General features: G+C 62.6%; 23 protein-coding genes. 7 read left to right on the forward strand and 16 right to left on the reverse strand.

All coding sequences use genetic code 11. The features are described from left to right. Nucleotides 1–48: 48 nt before the first annotated feature. The 6 genes from V0R37_RS00160 to alr form a co-directional block, all read right to left on the reverse strand. On the reverse strand, nucleotides 49–765 hold the full coding sequence (locus V0R37_RS00160) for a 3-deoxy-D-manno-octulosonic acid kinase (RefSeq protein WP_420372559.1): 717 nt from the start codon (nucleotides 763–765) through the stop codon (nucleotides 49–51). Further along, nucleotides 762–3,266: an ABC transporter permease gene (locus V0R37_RS00165; protein WP_420372560.1), complete on the reverse strand. Its 2,505-nt coding sequence runs from the start codon at nucleotides 3,264–3,266 to the stop codon at nucleotides 762–764. Before V0R37_RS00165 ends, V0R37_RS00160 begins: the two co-directional genes overlap by 4 nt. A 4-nt stretch (nucleotides 3,267–3,270) precedes the next feature. After that, complete coding sequence (locus V0R37_RS00170; protein WP_420372561.1) at nucleotides 3,271–4,047, reverse strand: sulfite exporter TauE/SafE family protein; 777 nt, start codon at nucleotides 4,045–4,047, stop codon at nucleotides 3,271–3,273. A gap of 10 nt (nucleotides 4,048–4,057) precedes the next feature. Further along, nucleotides 4,058–5,419: a DNA repair protein RadA gene (gene radA, locus V0R37_RS00175; RefSeq protein WP_420372562.1), complete on the reverse strand. Its 1,362-nt coding sequence runs from the start codon at nucleotides 5,417–5,419 to the stop codon at nucleotides 4,058–4,060. 28 nt (nucleotides 5,420–5,447) lie between these two features. After that, nucleotides 5,448–6,164, reverse strand: coding sequence for an SDR family oxidoreductase (locus V0R37_RS00180; protein WP_420372563.1), 717 nt, complete (start codon nucleotides 6,162–6,164; stop codon nucleotides 5,448–5,450). Between the two features lie 70 nt (nucleotides 6,165–6,234). Next, a complete protein-coding gene (alr, locus tag V0R37_RS00185) occupies nucleotides 6,235–7,359 on the reverse strand; it encodes an alanine racemase (RefSeq protein WP_420372564.1) in 1,125 nt (374 codons plus the stop codon). A 74-nt stretch (nucleotides 7,360–7,433) separates the two neighbouring features. Here alr and hpnC point away from each other — a divergent pair, with 74 nt between their 5' ends. Genes hpnC through hpnE form a run of 3 tightly spaced genes read left to right on the forward strand, consistent with a single transcriptional unit; the run spans nucleotide 7,434 to nucleotide 10,618 of the window. Further along, nucleotides 7,434–8,315, forward strand: coding sequence for a squalene synthase HpnC (hpnC, locus tag V0R37_RS00190; protein WP_420372565.1), 882 nt, complete (start codon nucleotides 7,434–7,436; stop codon nucleotides 8,313–8,315). 54 nt (nucleotides 8,316–8,369) lie between these two features. Beyond that, nucleotides 8,370–9,239: a presqualene diphosphate synthase HpnD gene (hpnD, locus tag V0R37_RS00195; protein WP_420372566.1), complete on the forward strand. Its 870-nt coding sequence runs from the start codon at nucleotides 8,370–8,372 to the stop codon at nucleotides 9,237–9,239. Nucleotides 9,240–9,250: 11 nt separating this feature from the next. Further along, nucleotides 9,251–10,618, forward strand: coding sequence for a hydroxysqualene dehydroxylase HpnE (gene hpnE / locus V0R37_RS00200; protein ID WP_420372567.1), 1,368 nt, complete (start codon nucleotides 9,251–9,253; stop codon nucleotides 10,616–10,618). Between the two features lie 27 nt (nucleotides 10,619–10,645). Here the strand turns inward: hpnE and crcB are convergent, their stop codons facing one another. The 5 genes from crcB to alaC all read right to left on the reverse strand — a co-directional run bounded on the left by crcB (nucleotide 10,646) and on the right by alaC (nucleotide 15,372). After that, a complete protein-coding gene (gene crcB / locus V0R37_RS00205) occupies nucleotides 10,646–11,038 on the reverse strand; it encodes a fluoride efflux transporter CrcB (protein WP_420372568.1) in 393 nt (130 codons plus the stop codon). Nucleotides 11,039–11,048: 10 nt separating this feature from the next. Then, nucleotides 11,049–11,348, reverse strand: a complete 300-nt coding sequence (locus V0R37_RS00210; RefSeq protein ID WP_264129460.1) for a hypothetical protein — start codon at nucleotides 11,346–11,348, stop codon at nucleotides 11,049–11,051. 99 nt (nucleotides 11,349–11,447) lie between these two features. Continuing rightward, nucleotides 11,448–12,857 (reverse strand): threonine synthase, encoded by a 1,410-nt coding sequence (gene thrC / locus V0R37_RS00215; protein WP_420372569.1) that lies wholly within the window; start codon nucleotides 12,855–12,857, stop codon nucleotides 11,448–11,450. Continuing rightward, nucleotides 12,854–14,158: a homoserine dehydrogenase gene (locus tag V0R37_RS00220; RefSeq protein ID WP_420372570.1), complete on the reverse strand. Its 1,305-nt coding sequence runs from the start codon at nucleotides 14,156–14,158 to the stop codon at nucleotides 12,854–12,856. The genes thrC and V0R37_RS00220 overlap by 4 nt, the downstream gene beginning before the upstream one ends. Further along, nucleotides 14,155–15,372, reverse strand: coding sequence for an alanine transaminase (gene alaC / locus V0R37_RS00225; protein ID WP_420372571.1), 1,218 nt, complete (start codon nucleotides 15,370–15,372; stop codon nucleotides 14,155–14,157). The genes V0R37_RS00220 and alaC overlap by 4 nt, the downstream gene beginning before the upstream one ends. Before the next feature lie 188 nt (nucleotides 15,373–15,560). Here alaC and V0R37_RS00230 point away from each other — a divergent pair, with 188 nt between their 5' ends. Genes V0R37_RS00230 through pdxA form a run of 4 tightly spaced genes read left to right on the forward strand, consistent with a single transcriptional unit; the run spans nucleotide 15,561 to nucleotide 19,184 of the window. Next, on the forward strand, nucleotides 15,561–16,010 hold the full coding sequence (locus V0R37_RS00230; protein WP_420372572.1) for an Mth938-like domain-containing protein: 450 nt from the start codon (nucleotides 15,561–15,563) through the stop codon (nucleotides 16,008–16,010). After that, nucleotides 16,007–16,474 (forward strand): peroxiredoxin, encoded by a 468-nt coding sequence (locus tag V0R37_RS00235; RefSeq protein WP_420372573.1) that lies wholly within the window; start codon nucleotides 16,007–16,009, stop codon nucleotides 16,472–16,474. Before V0R37_RS00230 ends, V0R37_RS00235 begins: the two co-directional genes overlap by 4 nt. Before the next feature lie 60 nt (nucleotides 16,475–16,534). Further along, a complete protein-coding gene (locus V0R37_RS00240) occupies nucleotides 16,535–18,160 on the forward strand; it encodes a PhoH family protein (protein ID WP_420372574.1) in 1,626 nt (541 codons plus the stop codon). Between the two features lie 10 nt (nucleotides 18,161–18,170). Further along, a complete protein-coding gene (pdxA, locus tag V0R37_RS00245; protein WP_420372575.1) occupies nucleotides 18,171–19,184 on the forward strand; it encodes a 4-hydroxythreonine-4-phosphate dehydrogenase PdxA in 1,014 nt (337 codons plus the stop codon). 33 nt (nucleotides 19,185–19,217) lie between these two features. Here the strand turns inward: pdxA and V0R37_RS00250 are convergent, their stop codons facing one another. The 5 genes from V0R37_RS00250 to rpsF form a co-directional block, all read right to left on the reverse strand. Next, nucleotides 19,218–20,597 (reverse strand): replicative DNA helicase, encoded by a 1,380-nt coding sequence (locus tag V0R37_RS00250; RefSeq protein WP_420372576.1) that lies wholly within the window; start codon nucleotides 20,595–20,597, stop codon nucleotides 19,218–19,220. 117 nt (nucleotides 20,598–20,714) lie between these two features. Next, nucleotides 20,715–21,170 (reverse strand): 50S ribosomal protein L9, encoded by a 456-nt coding sequence (rplI, locus tag V0R37_RS00255; RefSeq protein ID WP_420372577.1) that lies wholly within the window; start codon nucleotides 21,168–21,170, stop codon nucleotides 20,715–20,717. 16 nt (nucleotides 21,171–21,186) lie between these two features. Next, nucleotides 21,187–21,459, reverse strand: a complete 273-nt coding sequence (rpsR, locus tag V0R37_RS00260; RefSeq protein ID WP_013741556.1) for a 30S ribosomal protein S18 — start codon at nucleotides 21,457–21,459, stop codon at nucleotides 21,187–21,189. 95 nt (nucleotides 21,460–21,554) lie between these two features. Continuing rightward, nucleotides 21,555–21,872, reverse strand: coding sequence for a primosomal replication protein N (priB, locus tag V0R37_RS00265; protein WP_420372578.1), 318 nt, complete (start codon nucleotides 21,870–21,872; stop codon nucleotides 21,555–21,557). A gap of 23 nt (nucleotides 21,873–21,895) precedes the next feature. Next, nucleotides 21,896–22,273: a 30S ribosomal protein S6 gene (rpsF, locus tag V0R37_RS00270; protein WP_420372579.1), complete on the reverse strand. Its 378-nt coding sequence runs from the start codon at nucleotides 22,271–22,273 to the stop codon at nucleotides 21,896–21,898. Between the last annotated feature and the right edge of the window lie 270 nt (nucleotides 22,274–22,543).

Raw genomic sequence — 22,543 nt, forward strand, 5'->3', positions numbered from 1 at the left:
CCGACACTTGTAAAAACGTCAAAAGGCGTGATGATAAAGCTTTTCCCGCTAAATGTGTGCTTTTGCCTCTGCAAGCAAGCGGTAGTCGCGGGCCAGTTGCTCCCACCACTCCAGACCGCGGCCGCCGGCCACCTTGAGCAGCGAACGGCGCAGGCGCAAAAGATTGACGTGCCTGCGCTCTGCCGAAAGCACTTGCCTATAGCCTTTGTCGAAGTCGATGAGCCAGGTCTTGCCCTGCCCATCAAGCAGGATGTTATAGGCATTCAGGTCGGCATGCCAGACACCGGCCTCGTGCATGGCGAAGATCGCCATGGCCACCACCGCCGTGCGGCCCGTGTCAAGCATGCTGGCCAAAGGCTGCACGCCGGCAATCCGCTGCACCAGGATGGCGGCGCGATAAGTCAGGCCCTGGCGCCAATAGGCCGCGGCCAGAGGCCTGGGCACCGGCAGGCCGCTATCGTACATAAAACGCAGCAGCTCGAATTCGGCGAAGGAACGCGTACTGTCGGCGCCGCGCCAGACATAGCGGTCGACACTGACCTTGGCGATCAGGCCGCCGCGCCGGTAGCGGCGCAGCACGCCCTGGCCGAATTCGCCCTGTACGAACCAGGCTGCCTGGCGGCCGCCTTGCGAGACGGGAACCGCAGCCAGCCCCGCCGAGGCCGGATCGAACAGAAACGGTCCCGGATCCTGGAGGCTCACGGCATCGTAGCGCATGGCGCCATCCGGAAAATCCAAAACTCGAGGTTCCACAGGGACGTTCATGCCGCCTCCCTGAGGGACACAAGCGGCGGCGTCTTCAGTACGCCGGCCAGCGCAACGCTGCCGCCCGCCAGGGAGGCGAGCATGCCGGCGCCGATGCCTGTAGCCCAGGGCCACCATGACAGGCTCAGCGAAAACTCGAACACCTCGCGCGCCAGCAGCCAGGCCACCGCCACGGCGGCGGACGCCGCAAGCAGTCCGGCCAGGCCGCCCAGCAACAGCAGCTCCACACGCAGCGCCGCGGAAAGTTGCCGGCCGCTCGCGCCCAGGGCGCGAAGAATGGCCACTTCGTGCATGCGCTCATCCCGCGTCGAATACAGGGCGGCGCCCAGCACCAGTATGCCGGCCAGCACGGTAAACAGGAAAAGCAGCTGGACAGCCTGCACCACCTGATCCAGCACATGCTGCAACTGCCCCAGGATCGCCCCGACATCGAAGACGGTCAGGTTGGGAAACTCGCGCAGCAGATCCCGGATGGCCGGCCCGCCGTCGCCCGCGACATGGATGGAAGTGATGAAGCTGGCCGGCGCATCGGCCAAGGCGGCGGGGCTGACAATGGCGAAGAAGTTTGCCTGGAAGGAATCCCAGTCGACCTTGCGCAAGCCGCTGACGGTCACTTGGACGGAGCGGCCCGCCACGTCGAAGGTCAAGGTGTCGTTTACCTGGATGCCCAGCGTTTTGGCCAAACCGCTTTCCAGGGAAACCTCGTGCCGATCGGGGTTCAGCCAACGGCCTTGGACAATATCGTTGCTGGCGGGAAGCGAGCTGGCATACGACAGGTTGAACTCCCTGTCCACCATGCGGCGTGCACGCTCGTCCTCGTAGCTGTCCGCGTTGACGGGCCGCTCATTGATGGCCAGCAGCCGGCCGCGCACCATGGGCGACAAGCTGATCGGCCCCATGCCGGATTGCTCCAGCCGCTGCGCCACCGGCTGGCGTTGATCCGGCTGGATATTGATCAGGAAGGTGTTGGGCGCATCGGGCGGCAAAGTGCTTTGCCAACCCTGCAGCAAATCGTTGCGCGTGATGGCCAGCAACAGCATGATCATCAGGCCGACCGACAAGGCGCAAAGCTGCGTAACGGTATGGCCCCGGCGGCGCGCCATACCGGCCAGCGCGAAACGCAGGGCCGGATGCCCTGTCGCGCGATAGCGCAACAGCCCCAGGGCCGCCACCAAGGCAAAGGCCAGCATGGCGAAGATCGCCAGGGCGGCCAGAAAGCCGCCGGCCATGATGATGCTTAGCCTTAAATCTTCGGCTATCCAGAGCATCAGCAGGAAGAAAGCGCCGGCTCCCAGGATGTACGCAGGCCAGCGCGCGGTCGCGGCCATGGCCATGTCGCGCCGCAGGACCCGCGCAGGCGCCACTTGGCGCAAGGCGGCCAGCGGCGGCAGGGCAAAGCCCAACAACAGCAGCAGACCGGCGGCCACCCCCTGCAAGGCCGGCTGGAATGTGGCGCTGGGCAGGCGGGTGTCCAGCCAGTTCGATACGACGGCCACCAGGCCTTCATGCACGGCATAGCCGATCAGCGAGCCCGCCAGCGATGCGGCAATGCCCAGCAACAGGAATTCCGACCATAGCATGTGGCCCAATTGCGCCTTGCCCGCGCCCAGGCAGCGCATGACGGCGATTCCATCGCGGTGGCGCAGGCTGAAGCGCCGCGCCCCCAAGGCAATGGCGACCGCGGCGATCATGACGGTCAGCAGGGCGACCAGGACCAGAAATTGATGCGCCCGCGTCAGGGCGCGCTGGACTTCCGGACGATTCGTCTCGACGGTGCTCAGCTTCTGGCCGCGCCGCATATTTTGCTTGAGCCAGCTTTCATAGCCTTGCACCGCCGCCTCGGGCCCGGCCAGCAGCAAGGAGTAGCTGATCCGGCTACCCGGCCCCAGCAGGCCCGCGGCCGGCAGGTCGGCAAGATTCATCATGACGCGCGGCGCCACATTGACGAATTGCATGCCCCGATCGGGCTCGTAGGCAATGATGTGCGATATCGTCATGCTGGCGTCGCCCACATCGATCGCATCGCCGACTTTGACGCCCAGCAGACCCAGCACCTGGGCATCGACCCATACCGTTCCGGCGGCGGGCGGTCCGCTCGCCGAAAATACCGGGTCGGCAACGGAATCCGACAATCGCAGTTCGCCGCGCAAGGGATAGGCGTCGGACACCGCCTTCAGCGAAACGAGCTGGCTGGCCTGGCCGCTGCCGACCATGGACGGAAATTGCAGGGTCTGGGCGGTATTCAGGCGGCGCGCCGAAGCCTGCGCCAGAAATTCCGCCGGTATGGGCTCGTCGGCTTGCAGGGCCAGATCGCCGCCCAGCATCTGCGCCGCATCGCGTTCCAGGGCGCCCCCCACCCTGTCGGCCAGGAAGCCCACGCTGGTCACCGCCGCCACCGCAATCAGCAAGGCAAGCAGCAGCAGGCGCAATTCACCCGAACGCCAGTCGCGCCGCAGGGCTCTTACCCCGAGTCGAATATTGGACAACAAGCCGGCACGCATGAAATCAGGCCTTCAAAAGCAATAAAACCATGATAACAAGAAGCATGCACGCAAAGGTGAGCTTCAACCTGGGCTCCGGCAAGGCGTAGGCCAGCCGGACGCCGTACGGAACGAGAAAGATGCTGCCCAGCGCCATGAACAGCCCCGCCAGCCAATCGACCTGACCGTGCGAGGCGTAGGTGAACAGCGCCACGAAAATGCTGGGAATGATCATGGACAGCGCCAGCGCCTGGGCGCCAGTCTGACTAAGACGGAAAACCGTAGTCAACACGGGAACCGCCAGCACCGACCCGCCCACGCCGAATATTCCGCTGGCCAGGCCCGCGAAGACACCCAGCAACGCAAACCAGCCCTTGTGAAAGTCCTGCGGCCTGCCACGGGGAGCGGACGGCTTGCCGGCGCGCGGCGCGCGCCGGCTCTGGTAAAAATAGAACAAGGCGACGCACAGGACGAACATCGCGTAGATGCGGCGCAGCAGGATAGGGTCTATGCCCAGGGCTATCTTGGCGCCCACCCAAGTGAACACAATGGAGCCCAGCGCCCCGGCGACCGCTGCGGGCACATCGATCTTGTCATGCTGGTTGTACTTGCGCACCGAAATCAGCACGGCGGGCAGCACCATGATCAGCGCCGTCCCTTGCGCGGCCTGCTGGTCCAGCCCCATGACCAGGCCCAATAAAGGGATGGCCAGCAAGCCGCCCCCTATGCCCAGTACGCCGCCGGTGAAGCCGATCAGGGCGCCCGACAGCAAACAGCCCAGGGCAATGATGTACCACTCCAATCGCTACCCCTCAAGCACGGTCGCGCAAGCGAGCCATGGCGGCATCGACGCGATCGACCGCCCATATTTCCAGCCCTTCGATGGGCTGCTTCGGCGCGTTGGCCTTTGGGATCAGCGCCACGCTGAATCCCAGCTTGGCGGCTTCCCGCAAGCGCTCCTGGCCGCGCGGCGCGGGCCGGATTTCGCCGGCAAGCCCGACTTCGCCGAATACGACCAAACCCTTGGGCAGCGGCTTGTTGCCCAAGGAAGACGTAATGGCCAGCAGCACCGCCAGATCGGCCGCCGGCTCGGTGATCTTGACCCCGCCCACGGCATTGACGAAGACATCCTGATCGAAGGTGACGATGCCGGCGTGCCGGTGCAGCACCGCCAGCAGCATGGCCAGGCGGGTGCCTTCCAGTCCGACCGAGAGGCGGCGCGGATTCGGGACGTGGGCCGTATCGACCAGGGCCTGGATTTCGACCAGCAAGGGGCGCGTCCCTTCTTGAGTGGCCATGACGCAGGAGCCCGGCACGTTCTGCTCGTGCTGGGACAAGAACAAAGCCGAGGGATTCGTGACGCCGCGCAAGCCGCGGTCGGTCATGGCGAAGACGCCCAGTTCATTGACCGCCCCGAAACGGTTCTTGAACGCCCGCACCAGCCGGAAAGAGGAATGCGTATCACCCTCGAAGTACAACACCGTGTCGACGATGTGTTCCAGCACACGGGGGCCGGCCAGGCTGCCGTCCTTGGTGACATGCCCGATCAGGACTATGGTGATGCCGGTCTGCTTGGCCAGCCGCGTCAGTTGGGCGGCGCACTCGCGCACCTGGGAAACCGAACCCGGTGCCGCGCTGAGTTCGCCCGAATACAGAGTCTGGATGGAATCGATGACGGCAACGCTGGGCTTCTGCTCGGACAAGGCCGCCATGATGGACTCCAGGCGGATTTCAGCAAGGAGATCGACTTCGCCGGTAACCAGCTCCAGGCGCCGGGCCCGCAAGGCGACCTGCTCGGCCGACTCTTCCCCGGTCACATACAGAACCTTGACGGCTTTGGACAGGGATACCAGGGCTTGCAGGAGCAGTGTGGATTTGCCTATGCCGGGATCGCCGCCGATCAGCACCACGGCCCCGGACACCAGGCCCCCGCCCAGAACGCGATCGAATTCGGAAATGCCCGTGGGCTGGCGCGGCAGTTCGCGGGCCTCGATTTCGGCCAGGCTGCGCACCGGGCTGGCGCCGGCCAGCGGCGCGTAGCGATGCGCGGCCACGCCGGGATCGCGGGTTTCCTGCAAGGTATTCCAGGCGCCGCAATGCGGACATTTGCCTTCCCATTTGGGACAGGTCCCGCCGCATTCGCTACAAGTGAATAAGGTTTTTGCTTTGGCCATCGGGCAAGTTTAACCGGCAAGCATGGAACTATCTGCCGGCAATGCTGCCTCCGCCATCCACGCCCAGGTCCTGCCCGGTAATGAAGCCGGCCTCGTCGCTGAGCAGAAACGTGACCGCCGCCGCCACATCGGCCGGCGCGCCGAAGCGCCCCATGGGGATGGACGACAACGCTTTTTTCTCGGTGTCGCTGCCTTCGGGATGGCCGGCCCGGAACAGCTCGGTTTCGATGGGACCCGGCGACACGGCATTGACGGTGATGCCGTAAGGCGCCAGCTCCAGCGCCCATGTCCGGGTACAGCCCACCAGCGCGCTCTTGGCGGCTGAATAGCTGGTGCGGTTGACCGCCCCATGCGTGACCCGGCTGCAGATATTGACAATGCGCCCTTCCTTCCTGGCTTTCATGGACGGGATGAAGGTTTGCGTTACCTGGACGGCCACGCGCACATTCAGATCGAACACATGATAGAGCGAGGCCAGATCGACTTCGCCCAAAGGTTCGGGCAGGACCATCCCGACATTATTCACCACGGCATCGACGGGGTATTTTTCGCGGATCACGCGCAGCATGTCTTCGGTTTCGCCGGCATTGGCGAGGTCGCAGGAATACAGATAGCCAGGGAAGTCAATGTCCTGCGTATTGCGCGCCAGGCCCACCACATGGCATCCCAGGTCCGCCAGGCGCTGGCTGATCGCCCACCCTATTCCTTTGGTTGCGCCCGTTACCAATACACATTTGTTCTTCACGCGATTTCCTTTTCAAGGTCCGTCGAAACACGGAAAGACGACGCGACAGTGTACTCAATGCCGGCGCGGGCTAGGCAATAATTTTTGGCACACGGGGCGCCACGGCGCACAGCAGCTCGTAGCCTATGGTGCCCGCCGCCTGGGCGACTTCGTCCACGGACGGGCCGCCCTGGCCCCACAGGACCACGGGCGTTCCGACCCGGGCCTGAGGCACCGGCGTCAGGTCGACCGCCAGCATGTCCATGGACACCCGCCCCAGCACCTGGGTACGGACGCCATCGACGCTAATGGGCGTACCGGTGCCCGCGTGGCGCGGATAGCCGTCGGCGTAGCCGCAGGCCACAATACCCACACGCATGGGCCCCGGAGACACAAAGGAGTGTCCATAGCCGACCGCGGCTCCGCCCGCTATGCCACGCACGCTGATCAATTGCGCCGACAGCGTCATGGCCGGCAGCAGGCCCAACTGCGCGGCCGTCTTGTCGGCGAATGGCGAAGCGCCATACAGGCAGATTCCCGGACGCAGCCATTGCTTACGGCCATCCGACACGGGGATGTCGGCCCACAAGCCCGATGTAAGCGTGGCGGCCGAATTGCAAACACTGGCATGGCCGGGCAGGCCTTGCGTGGCCTGCGTGAAGATATCGAGTTGCCGCCGGGTGACGACGGGATCGTCGTCGGCACGGGCAAAATGCGTCATCTTGCCCAACGAACCCAGGATGCCGCGCTCTTGCGCCGCCTGGGCTTGCCGATACGCGGCGGCGTATTCTTCGACGGAGAAGCCCAGGCGGTTCATGCCGGTATTGAGCTTTATGAAAGCGTCTATGGGATTGGCCACGCTGGCCCCAAGCAGCATATCGAGCTGCTCCTGACAATGCACGGCCGTCGTCAGGCGGTACTGGTCCAGCACGGCGATATCGCGGGGCTCGAAAAAACCTTCGAGCAGCAGGATGGGTTTGTCCCAGCCCAGCTCGCGACAGCGTACTGCCTCGTCCAGATCGAGCATGGCCAGCCCCTGCGCCTGATGGAAAGCCTGGACGGCGTTGGCGATGCCATGCCCGTAGGCATCGGCCTTGATGACAGCCCAGATGCTGGGCGCGGACCTGTCTGCGGCCGAACCCAGTTGCTGGACCACGGTATGCAGATTATGGCTTAGCGACGACAACGAAATGGTCGCCGAAATTGGACGTGGCATTGCTACTCCCTATCGATACCGAAGTCTAAACCAGTGCCGCCGATTCGTTAAGGCGTGTCTTATACTCAGCGCCTATGGCCGTCGATCATTATGAAAATTTTCCCGTCGCATCCGTGCTGCTGCCGCGCCGCCTGCGCATCCCCGTGCGGGATATCTACCGCTATGCGCGCAGCGCGGACGACATTGCCGACGAAGGCGATGCGCCAGCCGGCGAACGCCTGGCCCAGTTGGAGGGCTACCGCGCCGCGCTGCGCGACATCGCCGGCCATACGCTGAACCTGGCCGACGGCGATCCCCGCAAGCCGGTGTTCGAACCCCTGGCCGACACCATCGGGCGGCATGCGCTGCCGCTGGAACCTTTCTTCGACCTGCTGTCCGCCTTCGAACAGGACATAGGCACCACCCGCTACGACAACGACAGCCTGTTGCTGGATTACTGCCGGCGCTCAGCCAATCCGGTAGGCAGGATCATGCTGCATCTGTACGGGAAATCCGGCAATGCCAACCTGGCCTGGTCGGACGCCATCTGCACCGGCCTGCAACTGACCAACTTCTGGCAGGACGTGGCCATAGACTGGCAAAAGAACCGTGTCTACCTGCCGCAAGACGCCCTGCGACGCCACAACGTCGACGAATCCTACATCGCGCATTACAGCGAACTGGCCGGCAAGGCGGCGATCGCCGGGAACGCCCAGGCCTATACGGCCGACGCACGCACGCACGCCTGGCAAGCCTTGATGGAGGAACAATTGCGGCATGCCCGGCATTTGCTTTGCTCCGGCATGCCATTGACGCGCCAGTTGCCGGGACGGATAGGCTACGAGCTCAAGCTGGTCGTGCACGGGGGATTGCGTATCCTTGAACGCCTGGAACAATTACACTACGACATATTCTTTCACCGGCCAACGCTTGCAAAACGCGATTGGATACTGCTTTTGTGGCGCGCGCTGGGCTGAGGCCGGCGCCGACGACATCCGCAGAGCATAGCCCCCAGAGCGCACGACCACCCTATGAGTCCAGACGAATACTGCCAGAACAAGGCCGCCCAGAGCGGCTCCAGCTTTTATTACGCCTTCCTGTTCCTGCCGCCCGAACGCCGCAAGGCCATCACCGCCCTGTATGCATTCTGCCGCGAGGTCGATGATATCGTCGATGAATCCAACGAGCCTTCCGTGGCCCGCATGAAGCTGGCATGGTGGCGCAGCCAGATCGAACAGCTGTATAAGGACGGCCGTGGCGACCATCCCGTCATGCAGGCGCTGGCGCCGCATGTGCAAGCCTTCGATCTTGACGCAGACCGGCTGTACGCCATCGTTGAGGGCATGGAGATGGATCTGGACCAGACCCGCTATGCCGACTGGCCGGGCCTGCGCAAATACTGCTGGCACGCCGCCGGCGTGGTCGGCGAGCTTTCGGCCGGCATTTTCGGCTATACCCAAGCCGAAACCCTGGTCTACGCCGAAAAGCTGGGACTGGCATTTCAGTTGACCAACATCATCCGCGATGTCGGCGACGACGCCCGGCGCGGCCGGATCTACCTACCCGTCGATGATATGCAGCGCTTCAATGTGACGGCGGCGGAAATCATCGATCGCAAACACTCCGAGCGCTTCGTCGAACTGATGCGCTTCCAGACCGAGCGCGCCAGGCAATGCTACCGCGAAGCCATGCTGGCGCTGCCTGAAGCCGACCGCCGCGCGCAGCGCCCCGGCTTGATGATGGCCGCCATCTATCATGCCCTGCTGCGCGAGATCGAACGCGATAACTGGCAAGTGCTCGACCAGCGAATTTCCTTGACTCCCATACGCAAATTCTGGCTGGCCTGGAAGATATGGGTTGGCGGGGGACGCGGCCTGGTCAAGCGCCTTCGGGCCGATTAAGGCCCTGGCCGATGAAAGTCGCTGTCGTCGGCGCGGGGTGGGCGGGCCTGGCCGCCGCCCAGCGCCTGAAACGCCATGGGCATGCGGTGACCGTATTCGAGGCGGCTCATACGGTCGGCGGCCGGGCGCGCCGCGTCCATTCGCCCGCCCTGAATATCCACATCGACAACGGCCAGCATATTTTGCTGGGCGCCTACACCGAGACCCTGGACTTGATGCGGGAACTCGACCTGGATCCGGCCACGCTGTTCCATCGCGAACGGCTGTCGCTGGAATCCGCCGATGGCCGGTTCAAGCTGCGAGCCGCCGCCCTGCCCGCTCCGCTGCATCTGCTCGCCGCCATTGCCGGCGCTCGCGGACTGGGCCTGCGCGATAAATGGAGGCTGATTGCCATTACGTCCAAATTGCAAGGCAGCGGGTGGCGGGTCGAGAAAGGCCTGACGGTTGCAAGCTGGCTGTATCGCGGCGGACAATCGCCGCAAGCCATGCGCAACTTTTGGCAACCGCTATGTTTGGCCGCACTGAACACGTCACTGGAACAAGCCTGCGCCCAATTGTTCGCCCATGTCCTGCGCGATAGCCTGGGCGGTACGCGCCACGCCTCGGACGTGCTGATTCCCAATGTCGATCTGTCGCGCTTGTGGCCCGACCGGTTGGAAGCCTATCTGATGGAAGGCGACCCAGGTCCATCCCGCCTGCATCGGGGCCGCAGCGTCAGGAAACTGGCGTGCGCGGCCGCCGGTGTGAAAGTGGACGATATGATGTTCGACGCCGCCGTACTGGCCGCCAACGCGCCAGCCGCCCACAAGCTGCTGGAGCGGCTCGATCCTTCAGCCGAAGGCAAGCAGTATCTGGCCGCGCTGTCGGCCTTCGCCTACATACCGATAGCCACCATCACCCTGCAACTGGCCAGCCCCTGGGCACCGCCGCCAGCCATGCTGCTGCTGCATGACGAGCCCGCGCGCCTGCACTTCGGACAATGGCTGTTCAACAGGCATAGCGTATACAAGCACTCTACCCAAACGCCGACCGCGGGCTATGCGGACGCATGCTTGCTGCATGTCGTGGTCAGCGATGCCGGCGCCATGCAGGAGCATGACCGGGAACTCATGGTAACGGCGGTCATTGAACAAATACGGGAACAAACCGGGCGCTTCGGCCCCATGCCGGCCGTCATCGGCCATAGCCTCATTGTGGAGAAGCGTGCAACCTTTGCCGCCGTGCCTGGCCTGGTCCGGCCGGGCAACGCCACGCCATGGCCGAACATATGGACGGCGGGAGACTGGACCGATACCGGCTACCCCGCCGTGCTGGAAGGCGCCGTGCGCAGCGGCCGCCGGGCGGCCGACCTGCTGCATCGGGCCCTGGCTTTGCCGTAGCGGCTTGGGGTGAAGCGCCAGCCGATCCTACAGGCCGGGACGCAGGCCATGCACTGTCGCATAGCCCAAGGCTGTCAGAGCCAGGCTGCCCAGCAGGCTTATGCCGCTGTACCCGAGGGCATGCAGGTAGGCGCCGCGCTCCAGCAAGCCGAACGTCTCGGCCGAAAAGGTGGAGAAGGTGGTCAGGCCGCCCAGGAAGCCGGTGACCAGCATAAGCCGCAGCCAGACGGGCACTTCCGGATACAGGGACACCACGCCCAGAATGAGGCCGATAAGATAGCCGCCGGCCAGATTGGCCACCAGCGTGCCCCAGGGCAAGGCCGCATGCGCGTGATTCAGCCATAGTCCCAAAAGCCAGCGGCTGATGGCGCCGACGGCGGCGCCGATCGCGACGGCAAGACAATGGCTGAATGTCAGCATTTTCTAGCGGCTACTCCTTGAGTCCGAGCACGACCTCGGGGGATTCCAGGGGAAACTGAAGCTTGAGTTTATCGATGATAAGCTGCATCAGCGCAAGACGGCGCAGGGCCGGCTCTTCCTGGAGAAAGTCCCAGGCCCATTGAGCGGCGGCCGACGCTTCGTCGCGAAGATCATATACCCCCACGCCGAATCCGTCCTGCCCGAAGGCCTGGTAATACGATCTGCCGTTTGCCCTGATGCATACCACGGCGCGGCGGCCATCCGGATGAATTTCGACGACTTCTGTTTCTGCATGATTTTCGTTTGGCATATCAGGCTCCTTAGAAGGTCAATCCAGTGTAGCAAAACGAATTCGGGCCATTGCAACCGAACATTGCCGCGATGGCGGGCCCACGCCCGCCTCCGGGTGTCACGCCACCGCGTGCTGCTTTATGTATTCGCGGACCAGCTCGGCCTTGCAATCCATGACGTGGACGCGCTGCGGCAAATCGGCCAGATCCTGCAAGTGTGCGGGCACCGGCGCCGGCCTGCCGATGGCTTCCTGGATGGTTTCGCTGAACTTGGCAGGCAAGGCGGTTTCAAGCACCAGCATGGGAATCCCTTCCTCGACATATTCGGCCGCCACCTTGACGCCGTCGGCCGTATGCGGATCGATCAGCACGCCTGTGCGCTCATGCAGCGACTTGATGGTCGCCAGCCTATCGGCATGCGTGCTGACGCCCGCCACGAAGCCATAGCGCGATTCGAACAAGGGCTGGAGCGCACTGAGATCGAATTGGCCGGTCCGGGACAGTTCTTCCCAGCAGGCGCGCACACGGCCGGCGTCCTGATCGAGCAGGTCGAAAACGAAGCGCTCGAAGTTCGACGCCCGGGAGATGTCCATCGAGGGACTGGACGTTGCATGCGTCTGCTCGGCGGCGCGGGGCCGATAGATGCCGCTGCGGAAGAATTCTTCCAGCACATTGTTCTCGTTCGTGGCCAAGACCAGGCGGCGCACGGGCAGGCCCATGCGGCGGGCGATATGGCCTGCCAGTATGTTGCCGAAATTACCCGAGGGCACGGCAAATGAAACCTGCTGCCCCGGCCCGGACGTGGCGCGCAGCCAGCCCCAGAAGTAATAAACGACCTGTGCGGCAATGCGCGCCCAGTTGATGGAATTGACCGCGCCCAGGCGGTATTCCGACTTGAATTGCAAGTCGCCCGCCAGCGCCTTGACGATGTCCTGGCATTCGTCGAACACGCCGTTCAGCGCAATATTGTGGATGTTGGCGTCCTGCAGCGAATACATCTGGGCCCGCTGGAATTCGCTCATGCGGCCCTGCGGCGAAAGCATGAAGACCGATACGCCGCGCTTGCCGCGCAGGGCGTACTCGGCCGCCGAGCCGGTATCGCCCGATGTCGCGCCCAGGATATTCAGGCTGCCCTGCCGCTTGTCCAGCACGTACTCGAACACCTGGCCTAGAAACTGCATGGCCATGTCTTTGAACGCCAGTGTCGGCCCTTCCGACAAGCCCAGCAGGCTCATGCCGCGATCCAGCGGCTTGAGCGGCACGATACCATCGCTGCCGAACGCCGACGGCGTATAGGCGGCGTGCGTCAGGCGCGACAGATCGGCCTTGGAAATATCGTCGATGAACAGGCCGAGAATCTCGGCGGCCAGATCCGCGTAACCCAGGCGGCGCCAGGATTCCAGCGTGTCGGCGTCGATCTGGGGCAAGTGTTCGGGCAGGGTCAGTCCGCCATCGGGCGCAAGCCCTTCCAGCAGAATGTCGGAAAAGGATTGCGGCGCCATGCCGCCGCGCGTGGAACGGTATTTCATATCAGGCTCTCGACACGCAGGCGCGTGACATCGGAATGGACGAAGGCTAGCGTGCGTATGCGCAGCAGGGCGGCATCGATCGAACCTTCGCGCGCCTCGTGGGTCAGGAAGATGATGTCGGCTTGCGCATCGCCGCTGGGCTGCTGGAACATCGAGCCGATGGAAATGCCGACCTCGGAAAGAATGCGCGAAATATCGGCCAGCACGCCGGGACGGTCCTGCACGCGCATGCGCAGGTAGTACGAGGAATGGACCTCGGAGATGGGCAAGACGGGGGTATCGTCCATGGCGTCGGGCTGAAAGGCCAGATGCGGCACACGGTGCTCTGGGTCGGCGGCCTGCAGGCGTGTAACGTCAACCAGGTCGGCCACGACAGCCGATGCCGTGGGCAATTCGCCTGCGCCCTGGCCGTAATACAAGGTCGGTCCGACCATGTCGCCGCTAACCAGCACGGCGTTCATCGCGCCTTCGACATTGGCCAGCAGACACTCCATGGGTACCAGCGTGGGATGCACGCGCAATTCGATGCCGTCGGCGCGGCGCCGGGTAATGCCCAGCAGCTTGATGCGATAACCCAGACGTTCGGCGTGCGCGATGTCTTCCTGAGCCAGCGACGAAATGCCTTCGATATGGGCCTTGTCGAACTGCACAGGTATGCCGAAGGCCAAGGATGCGAGCAGCGTCAGTTTATGTGCGGCATCGACGCCTTCGATATCGAAGGTAGGGTCAGCTTCGGCATAGCCCAGGCGCTGCGCTTCGGCCAGCACGTCGCCGAAAGGCAGGCCGCGCGAACGCATTTCGGACAGGATGAAATTAGTGGTGCCGTTGATGATGCCGGCCAGCCACTGTATGCGATTGGCGGTCAAGCCTTCGCGTATGGCCTTGATGATGGGAATCCCACCGGCCACCGCCGCCTCGAATGCCACCATGACGCCCTTTTCGTGGGCGGCGGCAAAGATCTCGTTGCCATGCTTGGCCAGCAGGGCCTTGTTGGCGGTAACGACATGCTTGCCTTGCGCGATGGCTTCCATGATCAATTCGCGCGCCAGCGTATCGCCGCCTATGAGTTCGACCACGATGTCGATATCGGGGTGGCGTACGACTTCCATGCCATCCTGCGTGACCAGAACCTGATCGCCGACCAGGCGCCTGGCCTTGTCCATATCGCGCACGGCCACTGCCGCGACCTCGATGCGCCGGCCCGCCCGACGCGCGATCTCTTCGGCGTTACGCGTCAATACTTTCCAGGTGCCGCCACCCACCACGCCCAGGCCCAGCAAACCAACTTTTATAGGACTCATTTCTCTAGGATCTCTTTTTTTGCGCTGACCGACGCCAACCCGTCCTTGCGAAACATTTCCTTGATGCCGCGCACCGCCTGGCGAGTGCGCTGCTCGTTTTCTATCAGTGCGAAGCGCACGTACTCATCGCCATACTCGCCGAACCCGATACCCGGCGAAACCGCCACCTTGGCATCGGCCAGCACACGCTTGGAAAACTCCAGCGACCCCAGGCTTTGGTAGGCTTCCGGGATCTTCGCCCATATATACATGGATGCCTTGGGAATATCGACCATCCAGCCCGCCTCGTGCAGGCCCTTGGCCAAAACGTCGCGACGGTTACGGTACTGCTCGACCACTTGCGAGACGCATTCTTGCGGGCCTTCGAGCGCGGCGATGGACGCAACCTGTATGGGCGTGAACGTGCCATAGTCGTGATAGCTTTTGATGCGGGCCAGGGCATTGACCAGTTCCTGGTTGCCGACCATGAACCCCACCCGCCAGCCCGCCATGTTGTAGCTTTTGCTCATGGTGAAGAACTCGACCGCGACATCGCGCGCGCCTTCCACCTGCATGATGGACGGCGCCACATAACCGTCGAAGGTGATGTCGGCGTAAGCCAGGTCGTGAACCACCAGGATATTGTGTTCCTTGGCCAGGGCGATGATACGTTCGAAGAACGTAAGATCGACGCATTGCGCCGTGGGATTGCTGGGAAAACCCAGGATCATCATCTTGGGCTTGGGTATGCTTTCCCTGACCGCGCGCTCGATCTCCTCGAAGAAATCCAGGCCGGGCGTCATGGGGACCGACCGGATATTCGCGCCGGCGATGACGGCGCCGTAGATATGAATGGGATAGCTGGGATTGGGCACCAGAACCGTGTCGCCCCGATCCAGCGTCGCCAGCATCAAGTGCGCCAGGCCTTCCTTGGAGCCTATGGTGACAATGGCCTCGGAATCGGGATCGATCTGCACCCCGTAGCGGCGCTCGTACCACCCTGATATCGCCCTGCGCAGGCGCGGGATGCCCTTGGAGACCGAATACCCGTGCGTATCGGGCCGGCTGGCGGCCTCGACCAGCTTGTCGACGATATGCTTGGGGGTCGGCCCATCGGGATTACCCATGGACATATCGATGATGTCCTCGCCACGCCGTCGCGCCGCCATTTTCAATTCGCCGGTAATGTTGAAAACGTAAGGCGGTAAACGCTCTATGCGCGGAAAATTCGTCATGATTATCCTTGGGTCACAAAGGGGGGAGTTTTCTATCGATGGGTGCGGTGCAGCAAAAGCAGTAATCTAGCCCAAGCCGGCGCCTGGAGCAAATAACCACTTAGTTTAATCCATTCAAAAAAAAGCGGATGCCGCGTTATCGGAAACTTTGCTTTGCGCTATGATCGAGATGACCCAGGGAGTTACTTGTGCAATTACAAAGCGAATCCAATCCGGCGCTCAATACGGTCACCGCATACGGGCCCGACTATATCGAAATCAACGAGGTGTCCTACGGGCACGCCGTCTACTTCGCCCCAGAGGGCGAGGTACACCAGTGGATGGTTCAACGCATCGGCGACATCGACGCCGGCGTTCTGCGCCAGGTGGCTGGCCTGGGCGACAGCAAGCCCGACCCCATGGCCTTCCTGGATGGGGGAGCAACAGAGCAGAAGCCCGCGGATGCACCGGAAGTGCTGCTGGTGGGCACAGGCCTGAAACAGCACCTGCTGGCGTCCCACGTAACCCAACCCCTGCTGGGGATGGGCATAGGCATAGAAGCCATGAGCACGGAAGCCGCCGCCCGCACCTACAACATCCTGATGTCCGAAGGCCGGCGCGTCGTCGTTGCCCTGCTGCCCAACAAGGAGGTCGCATGAATCCGATAGCCGTCGGCAAGTCCATTCCGGAGTTCGCCGCCCAGAGCACCCAAGGCCAGGTCAGCCTGGACAGCTTGCGGGGGCACCGCGCCGTGCTGTATTTTTATCCCAAGGACAGCACGCCCGGCTGCACGACCGAAGCCCAGGACTTCCGCGACGCCTACCAGAAGTTCGTCGACGCTGGCTGTCAAATCATCGGCATCTCGCGCGATTCGCTTAAATCGCATGCCAACTTCACCGAAAAGCAGGACCTGCCCTTTCCCCTTATTTCCGATGACGACGAAACGCTCTGCCAGATGTTCGGCGTCATCAAAATGAAAAACATGTACGGTAAACAGGTACGAGGAGTCGAACGCAGTACCTTTCTGATCGACGCCGACGGCACGTTGCTGCGCGAGTGGCGCGGCCTGCGCGTAGCAGGCCACGTCGACGAAGTCTTGCAAGCGGTGCGCGGCGACGCCTAGAACGGCTGCTGTCGGCATCCATCACGCCGTTATTCCAGAACGCTCAGGAGCAAATACTTTATGCCGCTACCCCAGTTGCCGACCCGTATGGGCGCCATGGTCCCCGCCGATGCACCGACCAAGACATCCGTCGCGCCCACCCCAGCGGCAGCCGCCAGCAAGCCCATGGCAAAACGCGAGCAAACCGGGCCGCAGCCCGGCCAGGCAGCCTTGATCCCGCCGGCGCCCGAGGTACCCGCCTTGACCGTCGTCACGTCGCGCCCAGGCAAGAAAACGCGGCTGGCCGTCGCAAAGCGCAAGCTGTTCGTGCTGGACACCAACGTGCTGCTGCACGATTCGAACTCGCTGTTCAAGTTCGAGGAGCACGATATTTTCCTGCCCATGATGGTGCTCGAAGAACTGGACCACCAGAAAAAAGGCATGTCCGAGGTGGCGCGCAACGCCCGCCAGGTCAGCCGCTTCCTGGACGGCCTGGTGGCCGGCGCCAAAGAACTGGAAAAAGGCGTGGAGCTGGATGCATTGGGCAACCAGGAAGCGCTGGGCAAATTGCATTTCCAGACCTCGGCCCTGCATTCCAAGCTGCCTATCGAGCTTCCGCTGGGCAAGGCCGACAACGCCATACTGAATGTCGTCCATGCACTGCAACTGGCGCACGCCAAGCGCGAGGTCATACTGGTATCCAAAGATATCAATATGCGGCTCAAGGCGCGCTCCCTTGGCTTGCCGGCCGAAGACTACCTGAACGATCATGTGCTCGACGACTCCGACCTGCTGTACGACGGGGTCATGCCGCTGCCCGAGAACTTCTGGACCAAGCACGGCAAGGACGTCGAATCGTGGCAGCAAGGCGGTACGACCTACTATCGCATCAAAGGCCCCCTGTGCTCGGAATTCATCGTCAATGAGTTCGTGTATTTCGACGGCGACCTGCCGCTGCAGGCGCAAGTCAAGGAAGTCAGCGGCCGCAGCGCCGTGCTGGCCACCTTGCGCGACTACAGCCACGGCAAGAACAACGTATGGGGCATTACGGCCAGGAACCGCGAACAGAACTTCGCGCTCAACCTGCTCATGAACCCGGACTGCGATTTCGTGTCGCTGCTGGGCCAGGCGGGAACCGGCAAGACGCTGCTGGCTCTGGCCAGCGCCTTGACGCAAACCCTGGAGACCAAGCGCTACAACGAAATCATCATCACCCGCGCAACCGTTCCGGTGGGCGACGACATCGGTTTCCTGCCCGGGACAGAAGAAGAAAAAATGCTGCCCTGGATGGGCGCGCTGGAAGACAATCTTGAAGTGCTGCACCTGGGCGCGGGCAACAATGAAATCGCCGGCGGCGGCCAGGACTGGTCCAAGAACTCCACCATGGAACTCATCCGCTCGCGCATCAAGGTGAAATCGCTGAACTTCATGCGCGGACGCACCTTCCTGAACAAGTTCCTGATCATCGACGAGGCGCAGAACCTGACGCCCAAGCAAATGAAGACACTGGTGACGCGCGCCGGCCCGGGCACCAAAATCGTCTGCCTGGGCAACATCGCGCAGATCGACACGCCCTACCTGACCGAAGGCAGTTCCGGCCTGACCTACGTCGTGGACCGCTTCAAGGGCTGGCCGCATGCCGGACACATCACCTTGCAGCGCGGCGAACGTTCGCGCCTGGCCGATTACGCCAGCGAGGCGCTGTAAGGGCCGCTCCATGAATGCCTCCGCATCGTTATCCTTCCCCATAGGCTTCACCATGGGCGATGCGGCCGGCATCGGTCCTGAGATCATCGTCAAGCTGTTTGCCGGCGGCCTGCCGTATCCCTCGCTGGTCTACGGCGACGCGGGCATCCTGGATGGCACCTTGCGGCGCCTGGGGCTGTCGGGTGCGCTGTCCGTGGAATTGATAGCCTCGCCTGAACAAGCCACCGGGCGGCCGGGCGCCCTGCCCGTCTTGAACCGCTGGCAGGCCCTGCCGAACGATCTGCCTGCAGGCCAACTGAATGCTCAGGCGGGCCGCGGCGCTTACGAGTACCTCTGCCACGCCATCGATGACGCACAGGCGGGAAAGCTGCGCGCCATCGTCACCGCGCCGCTGAACAAGAAAGCCATGCAGGCGGGCGGCATCGACTACCCCGGGCATACCGAAATCCTGGCCGAGCGGACCGGCACGCGCCGCTACGCCATGATGCTGGCCAACGACGAACTGCGCGTCATTCTGGCGACCATCCATGTGGCCCTGGCCCAGGTCAGCCCGCTTATCACCTTCGATACCGAGCTTGAAACCATACGCCTGGCGCAGCGCGCCTGCCTGCAGGCGGGCGTCCGACGGCCGCGCGTCGCCGTTGCAGGGCTCAACCCCCACGCAGGCGAGGACGGACGATTCGGGCAGGAAGAGATCCAGGTGATTTCGCCAGCCATCCGGCAGGCCAGAGCCGAAGGCATAGACGCCAGCGGTCCCTGGCCGGGCGACACGATATTCATGCGCGCGCGCCGCGGCGAATTCGACATTGTGGTGGCGCAATACCATGACCAAGGCCTCATTCCCGTCAAATACCTGGGTGTGGACCAGGGGGTCAACGTGACGGTGGGCCTGCCCTTCGTACGCACCAGCGTGGACCACGGCACGGCCTTCGACATCGCGGGACAAGGCGTCGCCGACCCAAGCTCGTTGCGCGCCGCCTACGATCTCGCGCTGGCGATGACGCCGGAGCACGCTCCGGCGTAAGCGGCGCCTGCCACGGCAGGCGCGCCCTTTACGTCAGCCCATTCCCGTCGTGAAGTTCAGGAAGCGCGTGCTGGCGCCCTGGAAGGTCAGGCGCACGCTGCCGATGGGGCCGTTACGCTGCTTGCCCACGATGATCTCGGCCGTGCCCTTGTCGGGCGAATCGGGGTTGTAGACTTCGTCGCGATAAATGAACAGGATCAGGTCGGCGTCCTGCTCGATGGCGCCGGACTCGCGCAGATCGCTCATAACCGGCCGTTTGTTGGGACGCTGCTCCAGGCTGCGGTTAAGCTGCGACAAGGCAATCAGGGGGCAATTCAATTCCTTGGCCAAGCCTTTCAGCGAACGGCTGATTTCCGAGATTTCAGTTGCCCGGTTCTCGCCGGAAGAATTGGCCGACATCAACTGCATATAGTCGATGATGATCAGGCCCAACTGGCCGCACTGGCGCGCCAGGCGCCGCGAACGGGCGCGCACTTCCATCGAGGTCAGCGCCGGCGTTTCATCGATATAGATTTGCGCTTCCTGGACCTGCTGCACGGCGTGCGTCAGGCGCGGCCAGTCATCGGCGGTCAGCTTGCCGGTACGCATGCGGTGCTGGTCCAGCATGCCGACGGAGCCGACCATGCGCATGGCCAGCTGCACGGCGCCCATTTCCATGGAAAACACCGCGACGGGCAGGCCTTGCTCGATGGCCACATGCTCGCCGATATTCATGGAGAACGAGGTCTTGCCCATCGAGGGACGGCCGGCAACGATGACCAGGTCGCCGGCCTGCAGGCCCGAGGTCATGCGGTCCAGGTCGGTAAAGCCGGTAGGCACTCCGGTGATGTCGGAATCGCCCTCGCGGTGATAAAGCTCGTCGATGCGTTCGACCACCTGAGTCAGCAGCGGCTGGATTTCCTGGAATCCCGTGGCGCCGCGCGCGCCTTCCTGTGCAATCTGGAATACGCGCGATTCGGCTTCGTCCAGCAGTTGCCGGGCTTCCTTGCCCTGCGGCTGGAAAGCGGCGGCGGAAATCTCGTCGGCCACCGACACCAGCTTGCGCAGCATCGAGCGCTCGCGCACGATCTCGGCGTAGCGGCGGATATTGGCGGCCGATGGCGTATTGTGCGCCAGGGCATTCAGATAGGACAGGCCGCCCACGTCGTCGGACTTGCCGGCGCTGGCCAGCGATTCGTTGACCGTAACGACGTCGGCCGGCCGGGCCAGGCTGATGAGACGGGTGATGTGCTGCCAGATGATCTTGTGGTCGAAGCGATAGAAATCGTCTTCGTTCAGGACGTCTGTAACCCGGTCGAAGGCGGCATTGTCCAGCAGCAGGCCGCCCAGCACGGATTGCTCGGCCTCCACCGAATGGGGAGGCACGCGCAAATAATCCAGTTGCGGGTCGCTGCTTGTTTTCTTGCTGTCCAAATCGGGCTCCGAACAATCGGGGTGAAAAAAGGAAAAAGCCGGCGTGTGCCGGCTTTCTTACTAGCGCTGGCGCGGCACCTTCCTGGAGAAGGAATGTACCATGCGCGGCAAGATGGCTTAGGCCATTTCGCCTTGCACGACCACAGTGATGTCGACCACCACGTCGGCGTGCAGACCCACTTGCACGGGGTACTCGCCGACAGCCTTCAATGCGCCATCGGGCAAGCGGACTTGCGATTTTTCGATGGTGGCAAAGCCGGCCTTGACCATGGCAGCGGCGATATCCATGCTGGTGACCGAACCGAACAAGCGGCCGTCGACGCCGGCTTTTTGCAGAATGGTAATGGTCTGGCCGGCCAGCTTCTCGCCGGTGGCTTGCGCGGCGGCCAGTTTTTCGGCCTGAACCTTTTCGAGTTCGGCGCGGCGCGCTTCGAATTCTTTCAAGGCGGCTTCCGTGGCGCGGCGGGCGATCTTTTGAGGAATCAGGTAATTGCGGGCATAGCCGTCGCGGACACGAACGACTTCACCGAGGTTACCCAGATTGACGACTTTTTCGAGCAGAATAACTTGCATGACGATAGGCCCCGGATTAGTTGTGGTTATCGGTGTAAGGCAACAAGGCCAGGAAGCGGGCACGCTTGATGGCGGTGTCCAGCTGGCGTTGGTAATGCGCCTTGGTACCGGTTAGGCGGGCAGGAATGATCTTGCCGTTTTCCTGGATGAAGTCACGCAGTGTGTCCAGGTCTTTGTAATCGATCTCGTCAACATTGGCGGCTGTGAAACGGCAGAATTTGCGGCGTTTGAACAGCGGATTTTGTTGCGTGAATTTGCGTTTTTCCTTGCTTTTTTTGAAGTAAGCCATGATGTGCCTCTTTAATGCCCGGGATGAACCCGAACTGTATATTCCATGCGCCTGGCGCTCAATGCGTCCGCGCTACGATTTGCCATGAATTTCTGCTATACAACAGCTGTCGCGCCGCCGGCAAAAACCCGTTTCGCCTGTTGTATGTGCAGCACCAGTTTGTTCGAGCCTTTGCGCGCGGGGGCCAGAAACCCCTGTATCGACAAAAGCGCACCCAAAGGGGTGTCTGCCAGCAACAAGGCGATGTCTCCCAAAGCTACAGCGGAAAGAACCATTTCGATCCGGCGGTTATGGCCGGCTTCCTGGACTTCCGATTCGTGATTCAAGACCATTTCGACTGCCGGCAATCCCGCCGGGGTATACCTTAAAGGCTGCACCTCGAGGGTCGTCGCCGTAAGGATCAGTTGATTCACGTTGCTGCCCGGGACACAGGCCCTTATTCCGACGGTGTGGCGGTAACCGCTTCGGCGCTGGCCTTGCGGGCCTCTTCGCGCTCGACCGACTTCATCATGATGGATGCGGCGGTCTGGGCTTTCTTGGTCTTGATGACCAGGTGGCGCAAGATGGCGTCGTTGTAACGGAAGGAATGCTCCAGCTCGTCCAGCACGGTCTGACCGCACTCGATGTTGAAGCAAACGTAATGGGCCTTTACCAGCTTCTGGATCGGGTAAGCCAACTGACGGCGGCCCCAATCTTCCAGGCGATGAACCTGGCCGCCATTGCTGGTAACGACAGCCTGATAGCGTTCGATCATGGCGGGCACTTGCTCGCTTTGATCGGGATGCACAATAAACACTACTTCGTAGTGACGCATAAACAACTCCTTGTGGATATCTTTCGGCGTCCCCGGCCATGCAAACATGATGCAAAAACACGGCCACGCGCCAAAAGGGGCAGCCCGCCAGCATCAAAAAATAGATGCTGGTCGAGCAAGAAACCAACCATAATAGCATTTTCGGGGCTTGCCGGCAATGGCTGGCCTGCTGGAATCTGGGACTGGCCTGGAGATGAAGCCATCTCCCAACATATCGAAGTCGGTGTGTCTCGTTGTCGCTGGTACAGCTGATGCATGTTGTTTTCGGTG

Source organism: Pollutimonas rozaliensis (assembly GCF_048751585.1).
Lineage (GTDB): Bacteria > Pseudomonadota > Gammaproteobacteria > Burkholderiales > Burkholderiaceae_B.